Source organism: Pseudoxanthomonas suwonensis 11-1 (assembly GCF_000185965.1).
GTDB classification, from domain to species: domain Bacteria; phylum Pseudomonadota; class Gammaproteobacteria; order Xanthomonadales; family Xanthomonadaceae; genus Pseudoxanthomonas; species Pseudoxanthomonas suwonensis_A.
The window spans coordinates 2,631,192-2,652,138 of record NC_014924.1 but is presented as its reverse complement, the minus strand read 5'-3'; the positions used below and the strand labels follow the sequence as shown (position 1 = coordinate 2,652,138).

General features: G+C 71.7%; 14 protein-coding genes. 9 read left to right on the top strand and 5 right to left on the bottom strand.

Annotated features, from left to right (window positions below; all coding sequences use genetic code 11):
• Positions 1-7: 7 nt before the first annotated feature.
• From PSESU_RS12125 to PSESU_RS12105, 5 genes are all read left to right on the top strand, one after another.
• Complete coding sequence (locus PSESU_RS12125; RefSeq protein ID WP_013536075.1) at positions 8-430, top strand: hypothetical protein; 423 nt, start codon at positions 8-10, stop codon at positions 428-430.
• A gap of 68 nt (positions 431-498) precedes the next feature.
• Positions 499-2,646 (top strand): UDP-forming cellulose synthase catalytic subunit, encoded by a 2,148-nt coding sequence (bcsA, locus tag PSESU_RS12120; protein WP_013536074.1) that lies wholly within the window; start codon positions 499-501, stop codon positions 2,644-2,646.
• A 38-nt stretch (positions 2,647-2,684) separates the two neighbouring features.
• Positions 2,685-4,961 carry a cellulose biosynthesis cyclic di-GMP-binding regulatory protein BcsB gene (bcsB, locus tag PSESU_RS12115; RefSeq protein ID WP_041764936.1) on the top strand — a complete coding sequence of 759 codons (2,277 nt, stop codon included), beginning with the start codon at positions 2,685-2,687 and terminating at the stop codon, positions 4,959-4,961.
• Between the two features lie 5 nt (positions 4,962-4,966).
• Positions 4,967-6,154: a cellulose synthase complex periplasmic endoglucanase BcsZ gene (gene bcsZ / locus PSESU_RS12110; protein ID WP_013536072.1), complete on the top strand. Its 1,188-nt coding sequence runs from the start codon at positions 4,967-4,969 to the stop codon at positions 6,152-6,154.
• On the top strand, positions 6,136-10,635 hold the full coding sequence (locus tag PSESU_RS12105; RefSeq protein ID WP_013536071.1) for a cellulose biosynthesis protein BcsC: 4,500 nt from the start codon (positions 6,136-6,138) through the stop codon (positions 10,633-10,635). Before bcsZ ends, PSESU_RS12105 begins: the two co-directional genes overlap by 19 nt.
• A gap of 94 nt (positions 10,636-10,729) precedes the next feature.
• Here PSESU_RS12105 and rlmM read toward each other — a convergent pair whose 3' ends face one another.
• The 4 genes from rlmM to PSESU_RS12085 are packed head-to-tail and all read right to left on the bottom strand — an operon-like array spanning position 10,730 to position 15,200.
• On the bottom strand, positions 10,730-11,785 hold the full coding sequence (rlmM, locus tag PSESU_RS12100) for a 23S rRNA (cytidine(2498)-2'-O)-methyltransferase RlmM (protein WP_013536070.1): 1,056 nt from the start codon (positions 11,783-11,785) through the stop codon (positions 10,730-10,732).
• 25 nt (positions 11,786-11,810) lie between these two features.
• A complete protein-coding gene (locus tag PSESU_RS12095; protein ID WP_013536069.1) occupies positions 11,811-12,371 on the bottom strand; it encodes a nucleoside deaminase in 561 nt (186 codons plus the stop codon).
• 56 nt (positions 12,372-12,427) lie between these two features.
• Entirely contained in the window at positions 12,428-13,405 is a 978-nt protein-coding gene (locus PSESU_RS12090) for a DMT family transporter (protein ID WP_049782348.1), read from the bottom strand.
• Between the two features lie 52 nt (positions 13,406-13,457).
• A complete protein-coding gene (locus PSESU_RS12085) occupies positions 13,458-15,200 on the bottom strand; it encodes a glutamine--tRNA ligase/YqeY domain fusion protein (RefSeq protein WP_013536067.1) in 1,743 nt (580 codons plus the stop codon).
• 136 nt (positions 15,201-15,336) lie between these two features.
• Here PSESU_RS12085 and PSESU_RS12080 point away from each other — a divergent pair, with 136 nt between their 5' ends.
• Together PSESU_RS12080 and msrA are read left to right on the top strand one after the other, a co-directional pair.
• Positions 15,337-15,597 carry a DUF2007 domain-containing protein gene (locus PSESU_RS12080; RefSeq protein ID WP_013536066.1) on the top strand — a complete coding sequence of 87 codons (261 nt, stop codon included), beginning with the start codon at positions 15,337-15,339 and terminating at the stop codon, positions 15,595-15,597.
• Positions 15,598-15,624: 27 nt separating this feature from the next.
• Positions 15,625-16,263: a peptide-methionine (S)-S-oxide reductase MsrA gene (gene msrA, locus PSESU_RS12075; protein WP_041764930.1), complete on the top strand. Its 639-nt coding sequence runs from the start codon at positions 15,625-15,627 to the stop codon at positions 16,261-16,263.
• Between the two features lie 762 nt (positions 16,264-17,025).
• Here the strand turns inward: msrA and PSESU_RS12070 are convergent.
• Positions 17,026-18,003, bottom strand: coding sequence for a transaldolase (locus PSESU_RS12070; RefSeq protein ID WP_013536064.1), 978 nt, complete (start codon positions 18,001-18,003; stop codon positions 17,026-17,028).
• A gap of 251 nt (positions 18,004-18,254) precedes the next feature.
• Here PSESU_RS12070 and pyk point away from each other — a divergent pair, with 251 nt between their 5' ends.
• Both pyk and PSESU_RS12060 read left to right on the top strand, forming a co-directional pair.
• Positions 18,255-19,721, top strand: a complete 1,467-nt coding sequence (pyk, locus tag PSESU_RS12065; RefSeq protein WP_013536063.1) for a pyruvate kinase — start codon at positions 18,255-18,257, stop codon at positions 19,719-19,721.
• Positions 19,722-19,872: 151 nt separating this feature from the next.
• The gene (locus PSESU_RS12060; protein ID WP_013536062.1) at positions 19,873-20,880 is read left to right on the top strand and encodes a class I fructose-bisphosphate aldolase; all 1,008 of its coding nucleotides are present in this window, start codon (positions 19,873-19,875) and stop codon (positions 20,878-20,880) included.
• Positions 20,881-20,947: the final 67 nt, after the last annotated feature.

Below are 20,947 nucleotides of genomic sequence, written 5' to 3'. Positions count from 1 at the left end.
TTCCCCCATGTCCAAGCCCGACAGCACTTCCGGCGACGACGACGTCGCCTCCCTGTTCAAGCGCCTCGGAGCCGACGGCGACGCGGGCTACCGCGACTTCGGTGGCGAGCGCCTGCACCCGGCCCCGCCGGCGCCCAGGCGGCCGGAACCCTCCCGGGTGTCCGCGGCCAGGCCCGAACCGGCGCCCGCTCCCGGACCCGCCGCGCCTGCACCGGCACCGGCACCGGCACCGGCACCGGCACCGGCACCGGCACCGGCACCGGCACCGGCAGCACCCGCCCCGCGCGGCCGCGTGATCCACGCCGTCCCCGCGGCGGCGGCCCAGCCGGCACCGGCGCGCACCCCGCTGCAGCAGCTGTTCGACCGGCTGGCGGGCGAGGGTGCCCGTCCGGGCAGCGATAGTCCTTTGCGCCGGCTGCGCGGTTCCTGAGCAGCCGGGAAGCGGGCGGCATGTCCGCGGTTGGATGACGGGGCGCCGCACGCATGAAGGGAGAGCAGATGGGGCAGGGGAAGACACGGGGTGCGCGCACTCCGCTGGAGAAACTGGCGCTGGCCGTGTTGTGCGTGGCCGGGCTGTCGCTCATCGGCTTCGTCGCCAGCGTCCCGCTGGATGTAAAGCACCAGTTCCTGCTGTCGGCGGCGGTGTTCGTGGCCGCGCTGCTGCTGCGCCGCAGCTCCAGCCCGGTGGTGGTGCTGGCCCTGATGGGCCTGTCCCTGACCATGTCCACCCGCTACATCTGGTGGCGCCTGACCGAGACCATGGGCGTCGGCACGCCGCTGGACATGGTGCTGGGCAGCGGCCTGCTGGTGGCCGAGCTGTACGCCTTCGTCGTGCTGGTGTTCGGCTTCTTCCAGGTGGCCTGGCCGCTGAACCGCAAGCCGGTGCCGCTGCCCGCCGACCAGGCGCTGTGGCCGACGGTGGACGTGTTCATCCCCACCTACAACGAGCCGCTGTCGGTGGTGCGCACCACGGTGCTGGCGGCCTCGGTGCTGGACTGGCCGGAGGACAGGCTCAACGTCTACGTGCTCGATGACGGCCGCCGCGACGAGCTGCGCGAGTTCTGCGAACAGGCCGGCGTCCACTACCTGACCCGCACCAACAACAGCCACGCCAAGGCCGGCAACATCAACGCCGCGCTGAAGAAGACCTCGGGCGAGTTCGTCGCCATCTTCGACTGCGACCACATGCCTTCGCGCTCGTTCCTGCAGGTGGCGATGGGCTGGCTGGTGCGCGATCCCAACCTGGCGGTGGTGCAGACCCCGCACTACTTCTTCTCGCCGGATCCGTTCGAGCGCAACCTCGACACCTTCGGCAAGGTGCCCAACGAGGGCCACCTGTTCTACGGCCTGCTCCAGGACGGCAACGACACCTGGAACGCGACCTTCTTCTGCGGCTCCTGCGCGGTGATCCGCCGCGGCCCGCTGGAGGAGGTCGGCGGCGTCGCGGTGGAGACCGTGACCGAGGACGCGCACACCGCGATCCGCCTGCACCAGCGCGGCTACGACAGCGCCTACCTGCCGATCCCGCAGGCCGCCGGCCTGGCCACCGAGAGCCTGTCGGCGCACGTGGGCCAGCGCATCCGCTGGGCGCGCGGCATGGCCCAGATCTTCCGCGTGGACAACCCGATGTTCACCCGCGGGCTGAAGCTGGCGCAGCGGCTCTGCTACACCAACGCGATGATCCACTTCTTCTACGGCCTGCCGCGGATCATCTTCCTCACCGCGCCGCTGGCCTTCCTGCTGTTCGGCGCGCACGTGATCCACGCCTCGGCGCTGATGATCCTGGCCTACGCGCTGCCGCACATCCTGCAGTCGGGCCTGACCAACCTGCGGGTGCAGGGGCGCTACCGCAGCCTGCTGTGGAACGAGGTCTACGAGACCACCCTGGCCTGGTACATCCTGCTGCCGACCACGATGGCGGTGATCAACCCCAAGCTGGGCAAGTTCAACGTCACCGCCAAGGGCGGCCTGGTCCGGAAGAGCTACTTCGACGCGCAGATCGCCAAGCCCTACCTGTTCCTGCTGGTGCTCAACCTCACCGGCATGGCCGCCGGCGTGCTGCGCCTGGTCTTCGGTGGCGACAGCGGCGAGGTGCAGACGCTGTGGCTCAACCTCGGCTGGACCGCGTACAACATGATGATCCTCGGCGCGACCATCGCCACCTGCAGCGAGCAGCGACAGATCCGCCGCGCCCACCGCGTGCCGCTGCGCATGCCGGCGGTGCTGCACATGCCCGACGGCACCGCCGTGCCCTGCCACACCGTCGACTTCTCCACCGGCGGCATGGCCCTGCGCCCGGATTCCCCGTACCCGATGGCGCCCGGCACCGAGGTGCAGGTCGAGCTCGGCCACCGCGGCCGCAGTTACCGACTGCCGGCGGTGGTGCGTCAGGACCGCGACGAGCAGGGCGTGAGCATCGAGTTCCAGGAACTGGACCTGGAGCAGGAGCGCTGGCTGGTGGCTTCCACCTTCGCCCGCGCCGACCTGTGGATGTCGCAGTGGGGCCGCCACGACCGCGACACCTTCCTCGGCTCGCTCGGCGGCGTGCTGCGCGCCAGCGTGCGCGGCTTCATGGCGCTGGGCCGCCATGTCGCCGACAGCAGCCGTTCCGGCTTCCGCGGCCCGCGCGCCGGAGACAACGCATGAGCACCACTTCCCATTCCAACCAGCCTGCCGCCAACCGCATGCGCCTGAGAACCCCGGCCGCCTTCGCCCTTGCCTTCCTGTTCGGACTGGCCCACGCGCAGGACCCGGCCGCAGCCGTGGATCCGATGCCTGCCACCGGGCCGCTCGCGCCGCTGGCGCCGGTTCCCGCCGACCTGCGCCAGAGCCGCTCGACCCTGCGCCAGCTCGGCATCGACTACGAGATCACCCTGCGCGGCATCCAGGGCACGGCCGGCGTGCCGTTCCCGGTGCGCAGCGACCAGGTGATCCAGCGCGCCACCCTGCACCTGAAGTACAGCTACTCGCCGGCCCTGCTGCCGGACCTGTCGCACCTGAAGGTCACGGTCAACGGCGTCACCGCGGCCACCGTGCCGGTGCCGTCCGAGGATGCCGGCCGCGAGCTGGAGCGCGACATCGAACTGGATCCGCGCCTGTTCGTGGACCACAACTGGATCAACCTGCAGCTGATCGGACACTACACCCGGGACTGCGAGGACCCGGACCACACCAGCCTGTGGGCCAATATCGACCGCGGCAGCTATGTCGAGCTGGCGTGGGCGCCGCTGCAGCTGGCCAACGACCTGTCGCTGCTGCCGCTGCCGTTCTTCGACCCGCGCGACACCTCGCGCCTGGAACTGCCGTTCGTGTTCCCGGGCCAGCCGTCCAACGCCACCGTGCAGGCCGCCGGCGTGGCCGCCTCCTGGTTCGGCGCCCAGGCCGGATACCGCGGCGCGCTGTTCCCGACCTACACCGGCATGCTGCCGGTGCAGGGCAACGCGGTGGTGTTCGGCACCACGCGCAACCCGCCGCCGGGCATCCAGCTGCCCGAGATCAACGGCCCGACCCTGGCCATCACCAACCATCCGCAGGATCCCAACGGCAAGCTGCTGCTGGTGCTTGGCCGCGACGAGGCCGAGCTGCGCGTCGCCGCCAGCGCCATGTCGCTCGGCACGCCGCTGTCGGGCGAGCTGGCGGTGGTGCAGGGCTACAGGGAAGTCGAGCCGCGCAAGCCCTACGACGCCCCCAACTGGGTGCCCAGCGACCGCCCGGTACGCTTCGACGAGCTGGTGCGCGACCAGGCCGCGCTCAACGTGCGCGGCTACCACCCGGACCTGATCCGCATCGGCCTGCAGCTGGCGCCTGACCTGTTCGTGTGGGAGAGCGATGGCATCCCGGTCAACCTGCGCTACCGCTACACCCTGCCGGAGGGCGCGGACAAGTCAGCGATGAACGTCAGCATCAACGATGCGTTCGTCACCACCCTGCCGCTCAACGGCCGCCCGCACGCGCGCCCGGCGCCGGTCCGGCTGTGGAACAGCCTCAAGGCCAAGGGCCAGATGCCGATCGAGCAGCCGCTGATGCTGCCGACCGGTCCGTTCTCGTCCAGCAGCCAGCTGCGCTTCCACTTCTTCTTCGACCGCCCGGTGGCCGAGGCCTGCAAGAACACGTTCCCGGACGTGTCGGCGGCGATCGACGGCGATTCGACCATCGACGTCAGCGGCTTCCCGCACTTCATCGCCATGCCCAACCTGGCGGCGTTCGGCAATGCAGGCTTCCCGTTCACCCGCCTGGCCGACCTGGCCGAGACCGCGGTGGTGATGCCGGACAACCCGGGCCAGGACGACGTGGCCAACGCGCTGGCGCTGTTCGGGCGCATGGGTGCTTCCACCGGCTACCCGGCGCTGCGCGCGCAGGTGGTCAATGCCGCCCAGGTCGAGCAGTACGCCGGCCACGACCTGGTGGTGCTGGGCTCCAGCCGCTCGCAGCCGCTGTTCACCCGCTGGGCTTCCCACCTGCCGCTGGGCAACACCCGGGACGGCAGCCGCAGCTATGCGCTGACCGACTGGCTCAAGCGCCACGCCCCGTTCTTCTTCTCGCCCGACTCGCGCCGCACCGACCTGCCGACCACGGCCGAGGTCGCGGTGCGTCCGGAAGCCGGCGACGTGGTCCTGATGGGCTTCGAATCGCCGCTGCGCAGTGGCCGCAGCGTGGTCGCGCTGCAGGCCGAGGACCCGGCCCAGGTCGCGCGCCTGTTCGAGGCCTGGTTCGATCCGGAGAAGCTGGCCGCGTTCCAGGGCAGCGTGGTCCTGCTGCAGCGGGACAAGGTCGTGAGCCTGGCCGGCAACCAGACCTACCATGTCGGCAAGCTGCCGCCGCTGACGGCGATGCGCTGGTTCTTCGGCAACCACCCGCTGTGGCTGGCGGTGCTGGTGTGCCTGGCCAGCCTGCTGCTGGCGATGGTTGCGCGCTGGCTGCTGCAGCGTCGTGCGGCGTCGAGGACCAGGGCGGGCGGTTGAAGAAGATGCAAGGCATGAGCGAAGGCCCGGACCAGGCGCGCCGCGGCACGTTGCGCGCGCTGGTCGCGGCCGCCATCGCCGGGGCGTTGCCGGCGCACGTGCTGGCCGCACCGGCGGAGCCACCGGCCTGCCTGGGCCCTTGGGCCGACTGGCGCCGGTTCGTCGACCGCCACGTGGAGGACAACGGGCGGGTGGTGGACTTCGTCAACGCCGACCTGCGCAGCACTTCCGAGTCGCAGTCCTACGGCCTGTTCTTCGCCCTGGTCGACAACGACCAGCTGCTGTTCGAGCGGATCCTGGCCTGGACCCGGCGCAACCTCAGCAACGGCCGTCCGGACCTGTACCTGCCGGCATGGCTGTGGGGCCAGTCCGGCGACGGCAGCTGGCGGGTGCTGGACCAGAACACCGCCTCCGACGGCGAACTGTGGATCGCCTACGCCCTGCTCGAGGCCGGCCGGCTGTGGAACCGCCCCGGCTTCGTCCAGGCCGGGCGCCAGATCCTGGCGCTGATGAACAAGGCCGAGGTCACCGAGCTGCCCGGCTTCGGCACCATGCTGCTGCCGGGCAACCATGGCTACGTGCATGCCGGCAGCTGGACCCTCAATCCCTGCTACTTGCCGCTGTTCGCGTTCCGCCGCTTCGCCGCGCACGACCGCAAGGGACCGTGGGGCAGGCTGGCCGAGCGCAGCGTGGCCCTGGTCCGCCAGGCCTCACCCAATGGCTTCGCCCCCGACTGGACCCGCTGGAACGGCAAGGCCTTCGTGGTCGACCCGGACAAGGGCCCGATGGGCAGCTACGACGCCATCCGCACCTACCTGTGGGCCGGCATCACCAGTCCGTCCGATCCGCTGCGCAAGCCGCTGATGGCCGCGCTGGCCGGGCCGCTGCGGATGCTGCGCGCGCAGGGTGCATTCGCCGAGAAGATCGACGTGCGCAACGGCGTCGGCATGGGCGCGCCGCCGCCGGGTTTCGCCGCCGCCCTGCTGCCCTACCTCGCCAGCCAGGGCCAGCACGCGCTGGCCCGGGCGCAGGCCGCGCTGGTGCCGACCTCCGGCCCGGCCGCCGATTCGCTTACCTACTACGACCGCTGCCTCGTGCTGTTCGGCAAGGGCTGGATGGATCGCCGCTACCGTATCGCCGCCGACGGGCGCCTGCACCCCGCCTGGAGTACGCCATGTTCCGTGAAACGCTGAAACCGCTCTGCCTGGTGGGCCTGTCCGTGCTGGCGGCGCCGCTGCTGGCGCAGTCGCCCTCGGCCACCCAGCAGCTGGTCAACCAGGGCAACTACTGGCAGGACCAGGGCCGCGAGGACCTGGCCGCCGAGGCCTGGCGCAAGCTGCTGGCGGTGGATCCGAACCAGCCCGACGCGCTGCTCGGCCTGGCCCTGATCGACCTCAACCAGGGCCGCCGTGCCGAGGCGCAGCGCCGGCTGACCCAGCTGCAGTCCAGCCATCCGGACTCGCCGCAGGCGACCCGCCTGCGCATGGCCCTGGGCGGTGGTGGCGGCAGCGGCGGCAGCAACAACGCGCTGCAGACCGCGCGCCGCGCTGCCGCCGCCGGCCGTTACGCCGAGGCGGTGCGCGCCTACGACCAGGCCTTCGGCAAGGGCGGTCCGCCGGACGACCTGGCGCTGGAGTACTACCAGGTGCTGGCCGGCACCCCGGACGGCTGGGAGCGCGCCCGCGACGGCCTGCGCCGGGTCGCCGGCAACAGCAACAGCCCGGCCGCCTCGCTGGCGCTGGGGCAGGTGCTGACCTACCGCGAGCCGACCCGGCGCGAGGGCATCACCCGCCTGCGCGGCCTGGCCTCGCGCGACGACGTCGGCGGCCCGGCGCGCTCGGCCTGGCGCCAGGCGCTGCTGTGGCTCAACGCCACCCGCGCCGATGCCGCGCTGTACGACGAGTTCCTGAAGATCCAGCCCAACGACCGCGAGGTCGCGGCCAAGCGCGCGCAGCTGCGCGACCAGGCCACCGGCGGTGCAGCCCAGCAGGACCCGAACCAGCGCCTGTTGGCCGAGGGTTTCCGCGCCCTGGAAGGCGGCGACGACGCGGTGGCCGAGGCGCGGTTCGCCCAGGTCCTGCGCGCGCGACCACGCGATCCGGAGGCGATGGGTGGGCTCGGTTCGGTGCGCCTGCGCCAGCAGCGTTTCGCCGAGGCCAGCGAGCTGCTGCGCCCGGCCGCCGCGGCCAACCGCAAGTGGAAGCAGGCCGCCGACACCGCGCAGTACTGGGTGACCCTGCAGGGCGCCCGCAACGGCGGCCCCGACGCGGTGCGCAAGGTGTCCGCGGCGGTGCAGCTGGTGCCGCGCGAACCGGCTGGCCACGTGCTGCTGGCGCAGCTGCAGGAAGGCAGCGACCCGGCCGCCGCCGAGGCCGGCTACCGCAAGGCGCTGGAGCTTGATCCGGCCAACGCCGGCGCGCTGCAGGGCCTGGTCGGCCTGCTCGGTCGCCAAGGCCGTGCCGCCGAGGCCGCCTCACTCTACGAACGCCTGACCCCGGAGCAGCGCGAGCGCGCCGGTGGCGCAGGTGCGCTGCGTGCCTCGCTGGCCCGTGCGCGGGCGCAGGAGGCGCTGGCCGCCGGCGACCTGGACACCGCCCGGATCGAGCTCGAGGACGCGCTGCTGGAAGACGGCCGCGACCCGTGGCTGCGGCTGGAACTGGCGCGCCTGTACCAGCGCGCCGGCCGCCCCGACCAGGCGCGCGGGATCATGGACGGCCTGCTGGCCATCGACGAATCGCCGCAGACCCTGCACGCCGCCGCGGTCTACGCCCAGGAGCAGGGCGACTGGGGCAGCGTCTACGCCAACCTCGAGCGGATCCCGCCGGCCTCGCGCGACAGCGCGATGTCGTCCCTGCACGACGTGGCCTGGATCCACGTGCAGGCCGCGCAGGCCCGCCAGCTGGCCGCGCAGGAGCGCGCCGGCGAGGCGCAGCTGCTGCTGGCCCGGGTGGAGGCCTCGCTGGGCGACCGCCTGCAGCGCCCGGAGACCGCCGGCGCCCTGGCCGAAGCCTATGCCGGCATCGGCAGCCGCCAGCGCGCGCTGGTACTGGCGCAGCGCCTGCTGGCCGGCCCCGACGCCGGAACCGAGGAACGCCTGCAGTACGCCTCGGTGCTGCTGCGCGCCGGCCAGGACGTGGAGCTGTCGGCGCTGCTGCGCAAGCTGGCCGACGCGCCGATGACCCCGGCCCAGGCCAGCCGTTACCAGGACCTGCGCACCGGCTACGTGCTGCGCCAGGTCGACGCCCTGCGCGAGATGGGCAACCTCGAGGCCGCCTACGAGACCCTGGCCCCGATCCTGGCCCAGCAGCCGCAGGATCCGCGCACCGTGGCCGCGCTGGCGCGGCTGTACGCCGCCGCCGGCGACCAGCGCCAGGCCCTGGCCCTGTACCAGCAGCAGCAGCAGCTGGCCCCGGGCGACGTCGACGCGATGGTTGCCGCCGCCGGCAGCGCCGCCGCGCTGCGCGACATGGAGACGGCCGAGTACTACCTGGAGCAGGCGCTGGCCCGCCAGCCCCAGTCGCCCGACGTGCTGGCCGGCGCCGGCCGCGTGTACCGCTCCGCCGGACAGAACCGCAAGGCCGAGCGCTATTTCCGCGCCGCCATCGCCGCCCAGGCGCGCAACGCCGGCCAGACCGACCATGGCTATCCGGCCGCCAGCACCGCGCTGGCCGGCAGTGGTGGCCGCGCGTTCAACCCGTTTGCCGGCCTGACCGGCGGCCAGGCACGTGGCAACGCCCTGCGTGGCGAGCGCTTCGATCCGCTGGCCGCGCAGCCGGTGGCCGCGGCGCCCGCCGCGCCGATGTTCGCCTCCAGCGCACCGGTGGCGGTGCAGGCGCCGGTGCAGGCCGTGGCCTACGATCCGGCGCCAGTGCGCGCCAACGACCTGCCGCCGCCAGCGGTGGCGCAGGCCGCCAACCTGCAGCCGGCCCCGGTGGTCGGTGGCCTGTCGCTGCCGGTCCCGGGCCAACCGGTGGCCGTGGCCGACGCGCCGCGTCCCTCGCTGGCGACCGCGGCGCGGCCGCAGCCCGGCAGCGGCAATCCGGTGCTGGACGAGCTGCGTGAGCTGCAGGGCCAGAACAGCAGCCAGCTGGGCGTGGCCTCGGCCTACCGCAGCCGCGACGGCGAGGCCGGCCTGGGCCGGCTCGACGACCTCGAGGTGCCGCTGGAAGGTCGCTTCGCGGTGGGCGAGGGCAAGCTGCGGGTGACCGTCACCCCGACCATCCTCGACGCCGGCAGCATGGACGCCGCGTACGGCGTGGCCAGCCGCTTCGGCGGCGGCCCGCAGGCGGCCCTGGCCGGTGCCCTGGCCGCCGACCGCGAGCCGGTCGACGAACTGGTCGGCTCCAGCCTGTACCAGCTGCTGTTGACCCGTGGCGACACCAACGCCACCCGCAACCTGCTGTACGACATCGCCCTGTCCAGCGGCCGCTACCAGGAGCTGTTCAACCTGACCGACGGCGCCCTGACCAATGCCGAGCGCCGCGCCGCGGCGCTGGCGGCGCTGTACGAGGATCCGCTGCCGAGCTACATCCTCTCGCGCGACCTGGCGAACCTGCCGATCGGCGACATCGCCTCGCAGATCCTCGGCAACGCCACCCTGGCGCGCGGCCTCACCGCCGAGCAGCAGGCGCAGCTGCAGGGCCTGGCGCGCGGTTCCAGCGCCAGCCAGACCCCGCTGGCCTTCCAGGACACCCTGTACGCGATGGTGGCCAACGCCGCCGGCGCGCGCCCGGTCGGTAGCCAGGACGCCAGCGGTGCCGGCGTCTCGGTGGCCTACGAGCGTGGCGGCCTGCGCGTGGACATCGGCAGCTCGCCGCTGGGCTTCCAGGAGTCGCAGGTGGTCGGCGGCGTGCAGTACCGCGGCCAGGCCGGCGACAACGTGACCTGGGGCGTGGCCGCCTCGCGCCGGGCGATGACCGACAGCCTGCTGTCCTTCGCCGGCGTCGAGGATCCGCGCACCGGCATGCAGTGGGGCGGGGTGACCGCCACCGGCGCCAAGGTCGACGCGACCATGGACAACGGCCTGATCGGTACCTACGCCAACTTCGGCTGGCACCGCCTGGAAGGCGAGAACGTGGCCGCCAACGAGCGCCAGGAGGCGAGCGTGGGCGTGTACGTGCATGCGCTGGAGACCGCCAACCAGTCGCTGACCGCCGGCCTGAACCTCACCGCCATGCGCCACGACCTCAACCTCAGCGGCTTCACCTACGGCCACGGCGGCTACTTCAGCCCGCAGTCCTACTTCGACCTGGGCTTCCCGGCGCACTGGAACGGCCGCAGCGCCAGCCGCCGCCTGGCCTGGCAGGTCGATGCCAGCGTCGGCGTGCAGCACTTCAAGGTCGACGCGGCGCCGTACTTCCCCGGCAATCCCGAGCTGCAGGCCGCCGCCTACGAAGCCGCCTCGCTGGCGGCGATGCTGGGCCTGACCCCGGAGTACATCGAGCCGGTGTACGACGGCCAGACCAAGACCGGCGTGTCCTACAACCTGAGCGCGGCCGCCGAATGGCAGCTGTCGCGGCAGCTGTTCCTGGGCGGCCGCCTGGACATGAACAACGCGCGCGACTACCAGCAGTTCGGTACCAACCTGTACCTGCGTTTCCTGCTGGACCGCTACGGCGGCAGCCTCGGCCGCCAGCCGCAGCCGGTGCGCTCGCCCTACGCAGCGGGCGAATAGGCCACGCCCGGCTGCCGGAAACGGCAGCCGGTGCTGTCGCGAAGCCCGATGCGACAGCGCCACCGCATGCGGTGGCGACGCGGAAGCCGACGGCTCAGCCTGCCGGCATGGCGAGGACCGTGATCTCCTCGCGGTCGTGGTACAGCTGGCGCGCGCGGATGGTGAGCGGTTTGCCCGCCTGCGCGGCGAACAGGTCCAGGCACAGCCGGGTCTCCTGCCAGCGCTTCTTCATCGGCAGCTTGAGGTTGAACACCGCCTGCCGGCACCAGCCCTCGGCGAACCATTGCGCCATGCGCGCGGCCACCCGGCTGGGCTGCTCGACCATGTCGCACACCATCCAGTCCAGCGGCTGCGCCGGCTTCCAGTGGAAACCATCGGCGCGCAGGTGCTCGACCAGTCCCGTGTCCAGCACGTGTTGGCGCAGCGGGCCGTTGTCGACCGAGGTCACCCGCAGGTGGTGGCGGGTCAACACCCAGGTCCAGCCGCCGGGCGCGGCGCCGAGGTCGGCGGCGGTCATGCCGGGCTTCAGCTGGCGCTCGCGCTCCTCCGGGCCGAGCAGGGCCAGGAAGGCCTCCTCCAGCTTCAGCGCCGAACGCGAGGGCGCATCGGGCAGCAGCTTCAGGCGCGGGATGCCCAGCGGCCACGGCGAGCTGTCGCGCGGGTCGGCCAGGGCCAGCAGCAGGTGGTCGCCGGCCAGGAGGCACACATGCAGCCGGGGCAGGCGCGCGTCTTCCCTTGCGCTCAACACGCCGGCCTTGCGCAGGGCCGGGCGCAGTGCGTTGCCGAAGCTGCGCGCCAGGCCGGAAAGCGGCTTGCCCGCGTCCGAATCCGGGTGCTCGACCCACAGGTCGCCCACGCGCAGGCCTTCCGGCAGCGCGGCCAGCAGCGGGGTGAGCCGGTCCTTCGGATCGATGCCGCGCAGCTCGGCCAGCAGGCGCAGCTTCTGCCGTGCGAACACCAGGTCGCGGAAGGGCAGGGCGCGGTCCAACGCACGCGCATCGGCTTCGTCGCCGGTGACGAACAGCACGTAGCCATCGTCGCGGCTGGCGCGCGGATAGCCGGCGATCCCGGCCGCGGCAGCGCGCTCGCCGAGTTCGGCGGCCAGTTCCGGCTCGAAACCCTGGCGGCAGTAGCCGAGCAGTCCGTTCATCGCAGGGTTCCCGGCGTGGAGGGCATCAGTACTTCTCGCCGCCGCTTTCGCCGTAGGCGCGCAGCACTTCGCGGGCCTGGTCGCGGAGGATGTCGCGGGTCACACTGATGCCGCGGCGTCCCAGCTCGCCGGTCCAGTCGGCCGGCAGCGGGCCTTCGTCGAACTCGGTCAGCTCCATCACGTCCTCGGCGCGGGCGCCGATCAGCAGGCGGTCGATGCCGGCCCAGATGGTGGCGCCGTAGCACTGGCAGCACGGCTGCGAGGAGGTGGCCAGGGTCACCGGCGCGAGCACGTCGTTGAGGCGCGGAGTCTGCAGCTTCTGCTGCGCCAGCATGTAGGCCATGTTCTCGGCATGCGCCAGCGAGGTGGTATGCGGCACGACGCGGTTCACGCCGGTGGCGATCACGCGGTGGTCCGGGCCGAACACCACCGCGCCGAACGGGCCGCCGCTGCGGGCCTCGACGTTGCGGCGCGACAGCTCGATGGCCAGCGCCACCTTCTCCTCGTCGGTAGCGAATACGGCGGACGGATCGACGGCGTCGTGGATCCAGACCGGGAGGGTGAGGTGGACCTGGGCGTGCAGCATGGTTCTCTTCGGGGGATGCGGGGGCGTGCAGTGTATCGACCTGCCCATGACCGGGGCTAACCGGCGTGGGCCGGCCTGTCGCCGGGTGCGTGCAGCGCGGCGCACCACAGCACGCCGGCCAGCAGGCAGGCGATCGCCGCGAGTTCCAGCAGGCCGGGCAGCCGCCATTCCCACAGGAAGCCGTAGAGCAGGGCGAAGAGGGTCTCGAACACGATCATCTGCCCGGCCAGGCTCAGCGGCAGGCGCCGGCTGGCCGCATTCCAGAAGGCGTTGCCGATCACCGAGGCGAACAGCGCCAGCGCGCCGGAGATCGCCAGCAGGCGCAGCCAGGCGCTGCTTCCATGCGTGGTCGCGCTCCACAGCGTCAATGGCAACAGCAGCAGCGCGAGTCCGCCGGTGGCCACGCCGGTCAGCAGCGACCAGTCGCGGCTGGAGATGTCCGGGCGCCGCTCGAGCCAGCGTGCGTTGCCGACCGAATACGCCGACCACGACACCAGCGCGCCGACCGCGCAGACGAGTCCGCCGACGCTGCTGGCGGCATCGCCGCCGAGTCCGCGTCCGGCCCGCACCGCGTCGATCGCCACCAGCACCATGCCCAGCACCGACAGCACGCAGGGTCCGGCCAGCACGCGCAGGCGCGGTCCGGCGGCGTGGCGCCGGCGTGCACCGGCCACGGTCACCACCACCGGCACCAGGCCCACGATCAGCGCGGTCGCGGCACCGCCGGCGGCATGGATCGCGCTGGCCAGCAGCACGAAATAGAGCAGGTTGCCGAGCAGGCTCAGCACCACCAGCGCGCGCCATTCCGGCGCGCCCAGCGGCGCGGTGGCGCGGCGCCAGCGTGGTGCGAGCAGGGCGAGGGCGAGCAGGCCGTAGGCGAGGTAACGCGCCACCGACTGCTGCAGCGGACCGAAGTCCGGCAGCAGCTGCGGCGCCAGGAACACCAGGCCCCACAGCGCGCCGGCGGCCACGCCGCTGGCCACGCCCCGGGCCAGGCCGGGATGCGCGTTCGGATTGGCGGCGGAAGGAGACATCGGGTGGAACGTGGCCGGCATGGGCCGGCCACGTGGCTTCAGGCGCGGACGCTCAGCCGTTGGCCCAGGTGTCGCGCAGGGTCACGCTGCGGTTGAACACCGGCGCTTCGGCGGTGTGGTCGTAACGGTCGGCGACGAAGTAGCCGGTGCGCTCGAACTGGAACGACTGCTCCGGCGCGGCGCCGGCGGCGGCCGGTTCCACCCAGCCGCGGACGATCTTCTTGGACTCCGGGTTGAGGTGGTCGCGGTAGGTCTTGCCGTCGGACTCGTCGTCCGGCTTCTCGACCACGAACAGGCGGTCGTAGAGGCGGATCTCGGCGGCCACGGCGTGACGGGCGCTGACCCAGTGGATGGTGCCCTTGACCTTGCGGTTGGCGCCTTCCATGCCCGGGCGCGATTCCGGATCCAGCCAGCCGCGCAACTCGACCACGTTGCCGGCCTCGTCCTTCACCACCTCTTCGATGCGCACGATGCCGGCGCCGCGCAGGCGGGCCTCGCCACCTGGGACCAGGCGCTTCCAGCCCTTCGGCGGGACTTCGGCGAAATCCTCGCGCTCGATCCACACCTCGCGCGAGAACGGCACCTGGCGCTGGCCCTGCGACTCGTCCTTCGGATGGTTCGGGAAGGTGAGCGATTCCTCGTGGCCTTCCGGCAGGTTGGTGAGCACCAGCTTCAGCGGGTCGATCACCGCCATGCGCCGCTGCGCGGTGGCGTCCAGGTCCTCGCGCAGGCAGCCCTCGAGCACCGAGAAGTCGATCACCGAGTTCTGCTTGGAGATGCCGACGCGGTCCACCAGCAGGCGCAGCGAGGCCGGGGTGTAGCCGCGGCGGCGCAGGCCCTGCAGGGTGTACATGCGCGGGTCGTCCCAGCCGTCGACCAGGCCTTCGGTGACCAGCTGGGTCAGCTTGCGCTTGCTCATCACCGTGTAGTTGATGTTCAGGCGCGAGAACTCGATCTGGCGCGGCTTGGCCGCTTCCTTCGGCAGGCCCTTTGCGACCAGCGGCTCCAGCAGCTCGGGGTGGCCGGCCAGGTCGACGTTGTCCACGCACCAGTCGTACAGCGGGCGGTGGTCCTCGAACTCCAGGGTGCACAGGGAGTGGGTGATGCCCTCGATGGCGTCGCCCAGCGAGTGGGCGAAGTCGTACATCGGGTAGATCGGCCACTCGTTGCCGGTGTTCTGGTGCTCGACGTGCTTGATCCGGTACAGGGCCGGGTCGCGCATGTTGATGTTGCCGCTGGCCATGTCGATCCTGGCGCGCAGGGTGCGGCTGCCGTCCGGGAACTCGCCGGCGCGCATGCGCCGGAACAGGTCCAGGCTCTCCTCGACGCTGCGCTCGCGGTAGGGCGAGTTGCGGCCCGGCTCGGTCAGGGTGCCACGGTAGGCGCGCACTTCCTCGGCCGACAGGTCACAGACGAAGGCCTTGCCGTCCTTGATCAGCTTCTCCGCGGCCAGGTAGTAGACCTCGAAGTAGTCCGAGGCGTGGCGGAGACTGGCCCAGTCGAAGCCCAGCCAGCGCACGTCGTCCTGGATGGCGCGCACGAACTCGGGGTCTTCCTTGGCCGGGTTGGTGTCGTCGAAGCGCAGGTTGCAGCGCCCGCCGAACTCGGCGGCCACGCCGAAGTCCAGGCAGATCGCCTTGGCATGGCCGATGTGCAGGTAGCCGTTGGGCTCGGGCGGGAAGCGGGTCTTGATCGCGGTGTGCTTGCCGCTGGCCAGGTCCTCGCGGACGATCTGGCGGATGAAGTCGCGCTTCTCGGGGGCGGCGTCGGCGGCGGGCGTGGTGGCTTCGGACATCGTGGCGGGGGCTGCGAAGGCAAACCGCAAGTTTAGCCGAGCGCCGCGCCCACCGGGCCGCGCCGGCGCGGCCGTTCAGGGCCGCCATCCGGGGCCGGCGTATGCTCGGGCCAGGCCCCATCCCGAGCGAGTCCGCATGCAGGTCGCCTACCGCGCCCACAACCTGATCGACGCCCATCTGGCGAAACACGTGCTGGAGGACGCCGGGATCCCGGCCTTCGTGTTCGGCGAGAACCTGCTGGGCGGGGCCGGGGAACTGCCGCTGTTCGGGGTGCTGCGGGTCTGCGTGCCGGACGCCGCCTTGCCCGAGGCCGACGCTGCGTTGCGGGCGGCGGGCTTGCGGGACGACCCGGCGGACCCCATCCCGGAAGCCGACCCCGGCCTGCTGCCGGCCTGAAGGAACCTCCCCATGGACCTGCAAACCCTGCTCGGCATCGGTGCGTACAAGCAGCGCATGCCACGCGCGGAAGACCTGCTGCCGGGCCGCGACACGCCGCTGCCGCTGCACAACGTGCACCACGTCCACGGCCGGCCGCTGCGCGGGGAGTTCCCGGGCATGGAGGTGGCGGACTTCGGCCTGGGCTGTTTCTGGGGCGCCGAGCGCAAGTTCTGGCAGGTGCCGGGGGTGTTCACCACGGCGGTTGGCTACGCCGGCGGCGGCACGCCGAATCCCACCTACGAGGAGGTCTGCTCCGGCCGCACGGGGCACACCGAGGCGGTGCGGGTGGTCTACGACCCGGCGCAGGTGGACTTCGCCACGCTGCTGAAGGTGTTCTGGGAAAGCCACGATCCGACCCAGGGCATGCGCCAGGGCAACGATGTCGGCACCCAGTACCGCTCGGCGATCTATTGCCACTCTGGCGCCCAGCACGCGGCGGCGCAGGCCAGCCTCGAGGCCTACCAGGCTTCGCTGGCGGAAGCCGGCTTTCCGCCGATCACCACCGAGCTGCTGTTCCCGGCGCCGCCGTTCTACTACGCCGAGGACCTGCACCAGCAGTACCTGTCCAAGAACCCGAATGGTTATTGCGGGCTGGGCGGGACGGGGGTGTCCTGCCCGATCTGAGGCGGCGGGCGGCGTTCGGGCAAAGGTGACAGCAACGGCAACGGCGGTATGGCTGGCTTCGGACGGGGCCGCCGCCCCAAGGGGGCACGGCGCATCGCGCGGCTCCGCCGTCCATGGCTCCAACGCGCGAGCGCAGGCCATCCATGGCCTGCTTGCGCCATGCCCCCTTGGGGCGGCGTCCTCTGGGGCGTGGAGATCGAGGCTTCGGTTGTAGGGGTCCGCGTAGCCCGTGTAAGGCCGCAGGCCGCATCCGGGGTCACAGGCTCACCATTCTGGTGTGTCCCCGGATGTGCTCCGCTATCCGGGCTGCAAGTGTCCGGCGCAACGAAAAAGGCCGCCCACGGGGCGGCCTTTCCCGTTCCGGTCAGGTCATTCATCGCTCCCCGATCTCCATCGGAACGAAGCAACAGCAGCGGCGGTATAGCTGGCTTCGGACGGGGCCGCCGCCCCAAGGGGGCACGGCGCATCGCGCGGCTACGCCGTCCGTGGCTCCAACGCGCGAGCGCAGGCCATCCATGGCCTGCTTGCGCCATGCCCCCTCGGGACGACGGCCTCCGCGGCGTGGAGATCCAGGCTTCGGTTGCGGGAGTCAGCGTGGCCCGGACGAAGGCCGCGTGGCGCATCCGGGGTCTCCAGGATCACCCGTTCCTGCGTGTTCCCGGATGCGCTCCGCTTATCCGGGCTACGGGGGTCACGCGCAAAGAAAAAGGCCGCCCGTGGGGCGGCCTTTTTCATTCCGGTCGGCGGTGGGCCCCGCGACGCTCAGGCGCCCAGGCGGGCGGCGATGTCGTTGCGCAGGGCGTCCAGGTCCTTGGCGAAGGCGGCGATGCCCTCGGCCAGCTTCTCGTTGGCCATGGCGTCGGCGGCCAGGTCGGCGGCGAAGCTCTCGGCGGTGACCGGGGCGATGGTGCGATCCTCGCGCGGCACCGGGGCCAGCTTGCGCTCGACCGGGCCGGTGGACTGGTCCAGCTGCTCCAGCAGGTCCGGGGAGATGGTCAGGCGGTCGCAGCCGGCCAGGGCCAGCACCTGGTCCACCGAGCGGAACGAGGCGCCCATGACGACGGTGGCGGCACCGCGCTTCTTGAACTCCTCGTACACGCCGCGGACGAACTTCACGCCCGGGTCCTCGTCGATGGTCGCCGGGACCTGGCCGCGCGCCTTGTACCAGTCGAGGATGCGGCCGACGAAGGGCGAGATCAGGAACGCGCCGGCCTCGGCGCAGGCGATGGCCTGGGTCGGGTTGAAGATCAGGGTCAGGTTGCAGTCGATGCCTTCGGCCTGCAGCTGGCGCGCGGCTTCCACGCCTTCCCAGGTGGCGGCGACCTTGATCAGGATCTTCTCCGGGGCGACGCCGCGCTCGGCGTACATGGCCATGAACTTGCGGGCCTTGGCCACGGTGGCGGCGGTGTCGTGGGCCAGGTCGGCATCGACCTCGGTGGACACGCGGCCCGGGACCAGGGCGCTGAGCATGGTGCCCACGCCGACGGTCAGGCGGTCGGCGACCTCGTCGACCACGGCGCGGTTGGCTTCAGGCTGGGTGCGTGCCCAGGCCAGCTCGCGATCGATCAGCTCGGCGTACACCGGCAGGTCCAGGGCCTTCTTCACCAGGGTCGGGTTGGTGGTGCAGTCGACCGGGCGCAGGCGGGCGATGGCGTCGTAGTCGCCGGTGTCGGCCACCACCACGGACAGCTCGCGCAGCTGCTGCAGGCGGGAAGGGGAGGAGGTGTCGGTGCTGGTCATGTCGGTTCCTGGAAAGCGGAGCGGGCATCGGGCCGGCCGGCCCCCGGAGGGAGCGCGCAGACGGGTTCGCCCCCGATTATGCGACGGTGTCCTTGGTAGCGGTACCACCAGCCTGAACACCATTCCCATGCGTATGTAGCTGTCTGGAAAGAAATCCTTGCCTGATGCGGGTTTGCGCACCATGACAGCGCTGCCGTTCGCGGGGGCCTTTGTGTTAGTTTTCCCTGCCTTTCAGGGAGCCACCTCGCAACATGACCGACCGCCTGCGCCGTACCAAGATCCTCGCCACCCTCGGCCCGGCGACCGACCCGCCCGGCGTCCTCGAGGCGCTCTTCCGTGCGGGCGTCAATGTCGTCCGGCTCAACTTCTCCCACGGCGATCCCTCCGGCCAGGCCAAGCGCGCCGCCGAGGTCCGCGTCGCCGCGCAGAAGGTCGGTGCCGAGGTCGGCATCCTGGCCGACCTGCCGGGCCCGAAGATCCGCATCGAACGCTTTGCCGAGGGCAAGGTGGTGCTGAAGGCTGGCGACCGCTTCGACCTGGTGGCCGATGCCAATGCCCCGGCTGGCGACACCACCCAGGTCGGCGTCAGCTACCTGGGCCTGCCCGGCGACGTTGCCGCCGGCGACGTGCTGCTGCTGGACGACGGCCTGATGCAGCTGAAGGTGGAGCAGGTCGATGGCGTGCGCATCGTCTGCACCGTGCTCAACGACGGCGTGCTGTCCGACCGCAAGGGCCTGAACAAGCAGGGCGGCGGCCTGTCCCTGGGCGCGCTGACCGAGCGCGACAAGGAGCTGATCGGCATCGTCGCCAAGATCGGCGTGGACTTCATCGCCGTGTCCTTCTGCCGCAACGCCGAAGACATGAACGAGGCCCGCCGCATCGCCCGCGAGCACGGCTCCGATGCGGCGCTGGTGTCCAAGATCGAGCGCACCGAGGCGATCGAGAACCTGGCCGAGATCATCGACGCCTCCGACGTGGTCATGGTCGCCCGCGGCGACCTGGGCGTGGAGATCGGCGATGCCGAGCTGCCGGGCCTGCAGAAGAAGATCATCCGCGAGTCGCTGGCCCGCAACCGCGTGGTGATCACCGCCACCCAGATGCTGCAGTCGATGGTCGAGAGCCCGATCCCGACCCGCGCCGAGGTGCTGGACGTGGCCAACGCGGTGATCGACGGCACCGACGCGGTGATGCTGTCGGCCGAGACCGCGGCCGGCGCCTACCCGGTCAAGGCGGTCGAGGCGATGGCGCGCATCTGCGTCGGCGCCGAGCGCCAGTTCCAGAGCCAGGTCGACTTCGCCAACGCACAGCGCAACCTGGAGCGCGCGGACCAGGCCATCGCCATGGCCACCATGTTCCTGTCCGAGCACATCGGCGTGCGCGCGATCGTGGCCATGACCGAGTCCGGCGGCACCCCGCGCTACCTGTCGCGCTTCCGTGCCAAGGCCCCGATCTACGCCATCACCCGCCACGACGGCGCGCGCCGGCGCATGGCGCTGATGCGCGACGTGTTCCCGATCAACTTCGACAGCCGTGGCCTGACCCCGCGCGAGGCCGCGCGCGGCAGCATCCGCGTGCTGGTCGACGCCGGCATGCTGGCGGCGGGCGACCGCGTGGTGTTCACCTCCGGCGAGCACATGGAAACCCACGGCGCGACCAACACCCTGCGCCTGCTGGAGGTCGGTGCCGACGGCCGCGCCAGCGGCCTGGGCGACCTGTAAGCCGAAGTTTCGCGGCATGACGTGACGGACGGGCGCCTTCGGGGCGCCCGTCTGCTTTCGGATGCGCGGGAAACACGCGCGCTGCACCGGGCCTGCATGGGGCGACCGCTATACTTTTCGGACCCCCGTTCCCCCGCCCAGGATCCCCCCAATGAGCATCGAACAGCTGGCCGAAACCGCGCAGGCGCTCGTCGCGCCCGGCAAGGGCATCATCGCCATCGACGAGTCCACCGCGACCATCGGCAAGCGTTTCGCCGCGGTCGGGATCGACAACACCGAAGCGAACCGCCGCGCCTACCGCGAGCTGCTGCTGACCACGCCGAAGCTGTCCGAGCACATCTCCGGCGCGATCCTGTACGACGAGACCATCCGCCAGTCCACCGCCGACGGCGTGCCGTTCGCGAAGTACATGGCCGGGCACGGCATCCTGCCGGGCATCAAGGTCGACAAGGGCACGGTGGCGCTGGCCGGCTACCCCGGCGAGCTGGTGACCGAGGGCCTGGACGGCCTGCGCGAGCGCCTGCAGGAGTACTACCGGCTTGGCGCGCGCTTTGCCAAGTGGCGGGCGGTGATCACCATCGGCGAGGACATCCCCACCGGCACCTGCATCGACGTCAACGCCCACGCCCTGGCGCGCTACGCCGCGCTGTGCCAGGAGCAGGGCCTGGTCCCGGTGGTCGAGCCGGAAGTGCTGATGGATGGCGAGCACGACATCGAGACCTGCTACGAGGTCACCGAGGCCGTGCTGCGCTCGCTGTTCGGCTCGCTGTACGACCAGAACGTGCTCTTGGAAGGCACGATCCTGAAGGCCTCGATGGTCGTCTCCGGCAAGGACTGCCCGGAGCAGGCCGACGTGCAGGAGGTGGCCGAGTCCACCCTGATGTGCCTGAAGACCACGGTGCCGGCGATCCTGCCGGGCATCGTGTTCCTGTCCGGCGGCCAGCCGGACGAGGCGGCCACCGCGCACCTGGACGCGATGAACCGGCTCGGCCCGAACCCGTGGACGCTCAGCTTCTCCTACGGCCGTGCCATGCAGCAGGCCGCGCTGCAGCTGTGGGCGCGGGACATGAAGAACAACGTGCGCAAGGCCCAGGACGCGGTCTACGCCCGTGCCCGCGCCAATGGCCAGGCCGCGCTGGGCAAGTGGCAGGGCGACTGACCGGCACCTCCCGCCACGCACCCCCGCACACGGAAACGCCGGCCCCGGGCCGGCGTTTTCCGTTCCT

Coding starts and splice junctions, on each gene's coding strand:
- PSESU_RS12085 (WP_013536067.1), bottom strand. CDS start 15,200: ATGTCCGAAGCCACCACGCCCGCCGCCGACGCCGCCCCCGAGAAGCGC.
- PSESU_RS12090 (WP_049782348.1), bottom strand. CDS start 13,405: ATGTCTCCTTCCGCCGCCAATCCGAACGCGCATCCCGGCCTGGCCCGG.
- PSESU_RS12070 (WP_013536064.1), bottom strand. CDS start 18,003: ATGACCAGCACCGACACCTCCTCCCCTTCCCGCCTGCAGCAGCTGCGC.
- PSESU_RS12105 (WP_013536071.1), top strand. CDS start 6,136: ATGTTCCGTGAAACGCTGAAACCGCTCTGCCTGGTGGGCCTGTCCGTG.
- bcsZ (WP_013536072.1), top strand. CDS start 4,967: ATGCAAGGCATGAGCGAAGGCCCGGACCAGGCGCGCCGCGGCACGTTG.
- rlmM (WP_013536070.1), bottom strand. CDS start 11,785: ATGAACGGACTGCTCGGCTACTGCCGCCAGGGTTTCGAGCCGGAACTG.
- bcsA (WP_013536074.1), top strand. CDS start 499: ATGGGGCAGGGGAAGACACGGGGTGCGCGCACTCCGCTGGAGAAACTG.
- PSESU_RS12080 (WP_013536066.1), top strand. CDS start 15,337: ATGCAGGTCGCCTACCGCGCCCACAACCTGATCGACGCCCATCTGGCG.
- pyk (WP_013536063.1), top strand. CDS start 18,255: ATGACCGACCGCCTGCGCCGTACCAAGATCCTCGCCACCCTCGGCCCG.
- bcsB (WP_041764936.1), top strand. CDS start 2,685: ATGCGCCTGAGAACCCCGGCCGCCTTCGCCCTTGCCTTCCTGTTCGGA.
- PSESU_RS12095 (WP_013536069.1), bottom strand. CDS start 12,371: ATGCTGCACGCCCAGGTCCACCTCACCCTCCCGGTCTGGATCCACGAC.
- PSESU_RS12060 (WP_013536062.1), top strand. CDS start 19,873: ATGAGCATCGAACAGCTGGCCGAAACCGCGCAGGCGCTCGTCGCGCCC.
- PSESU_RS12125 (WP_013536075.1), top strand. CDS start 8: ATGTCCAAGCCCGACAGCACTTCCGGCGACGACGACGTCGCCTCCCTG.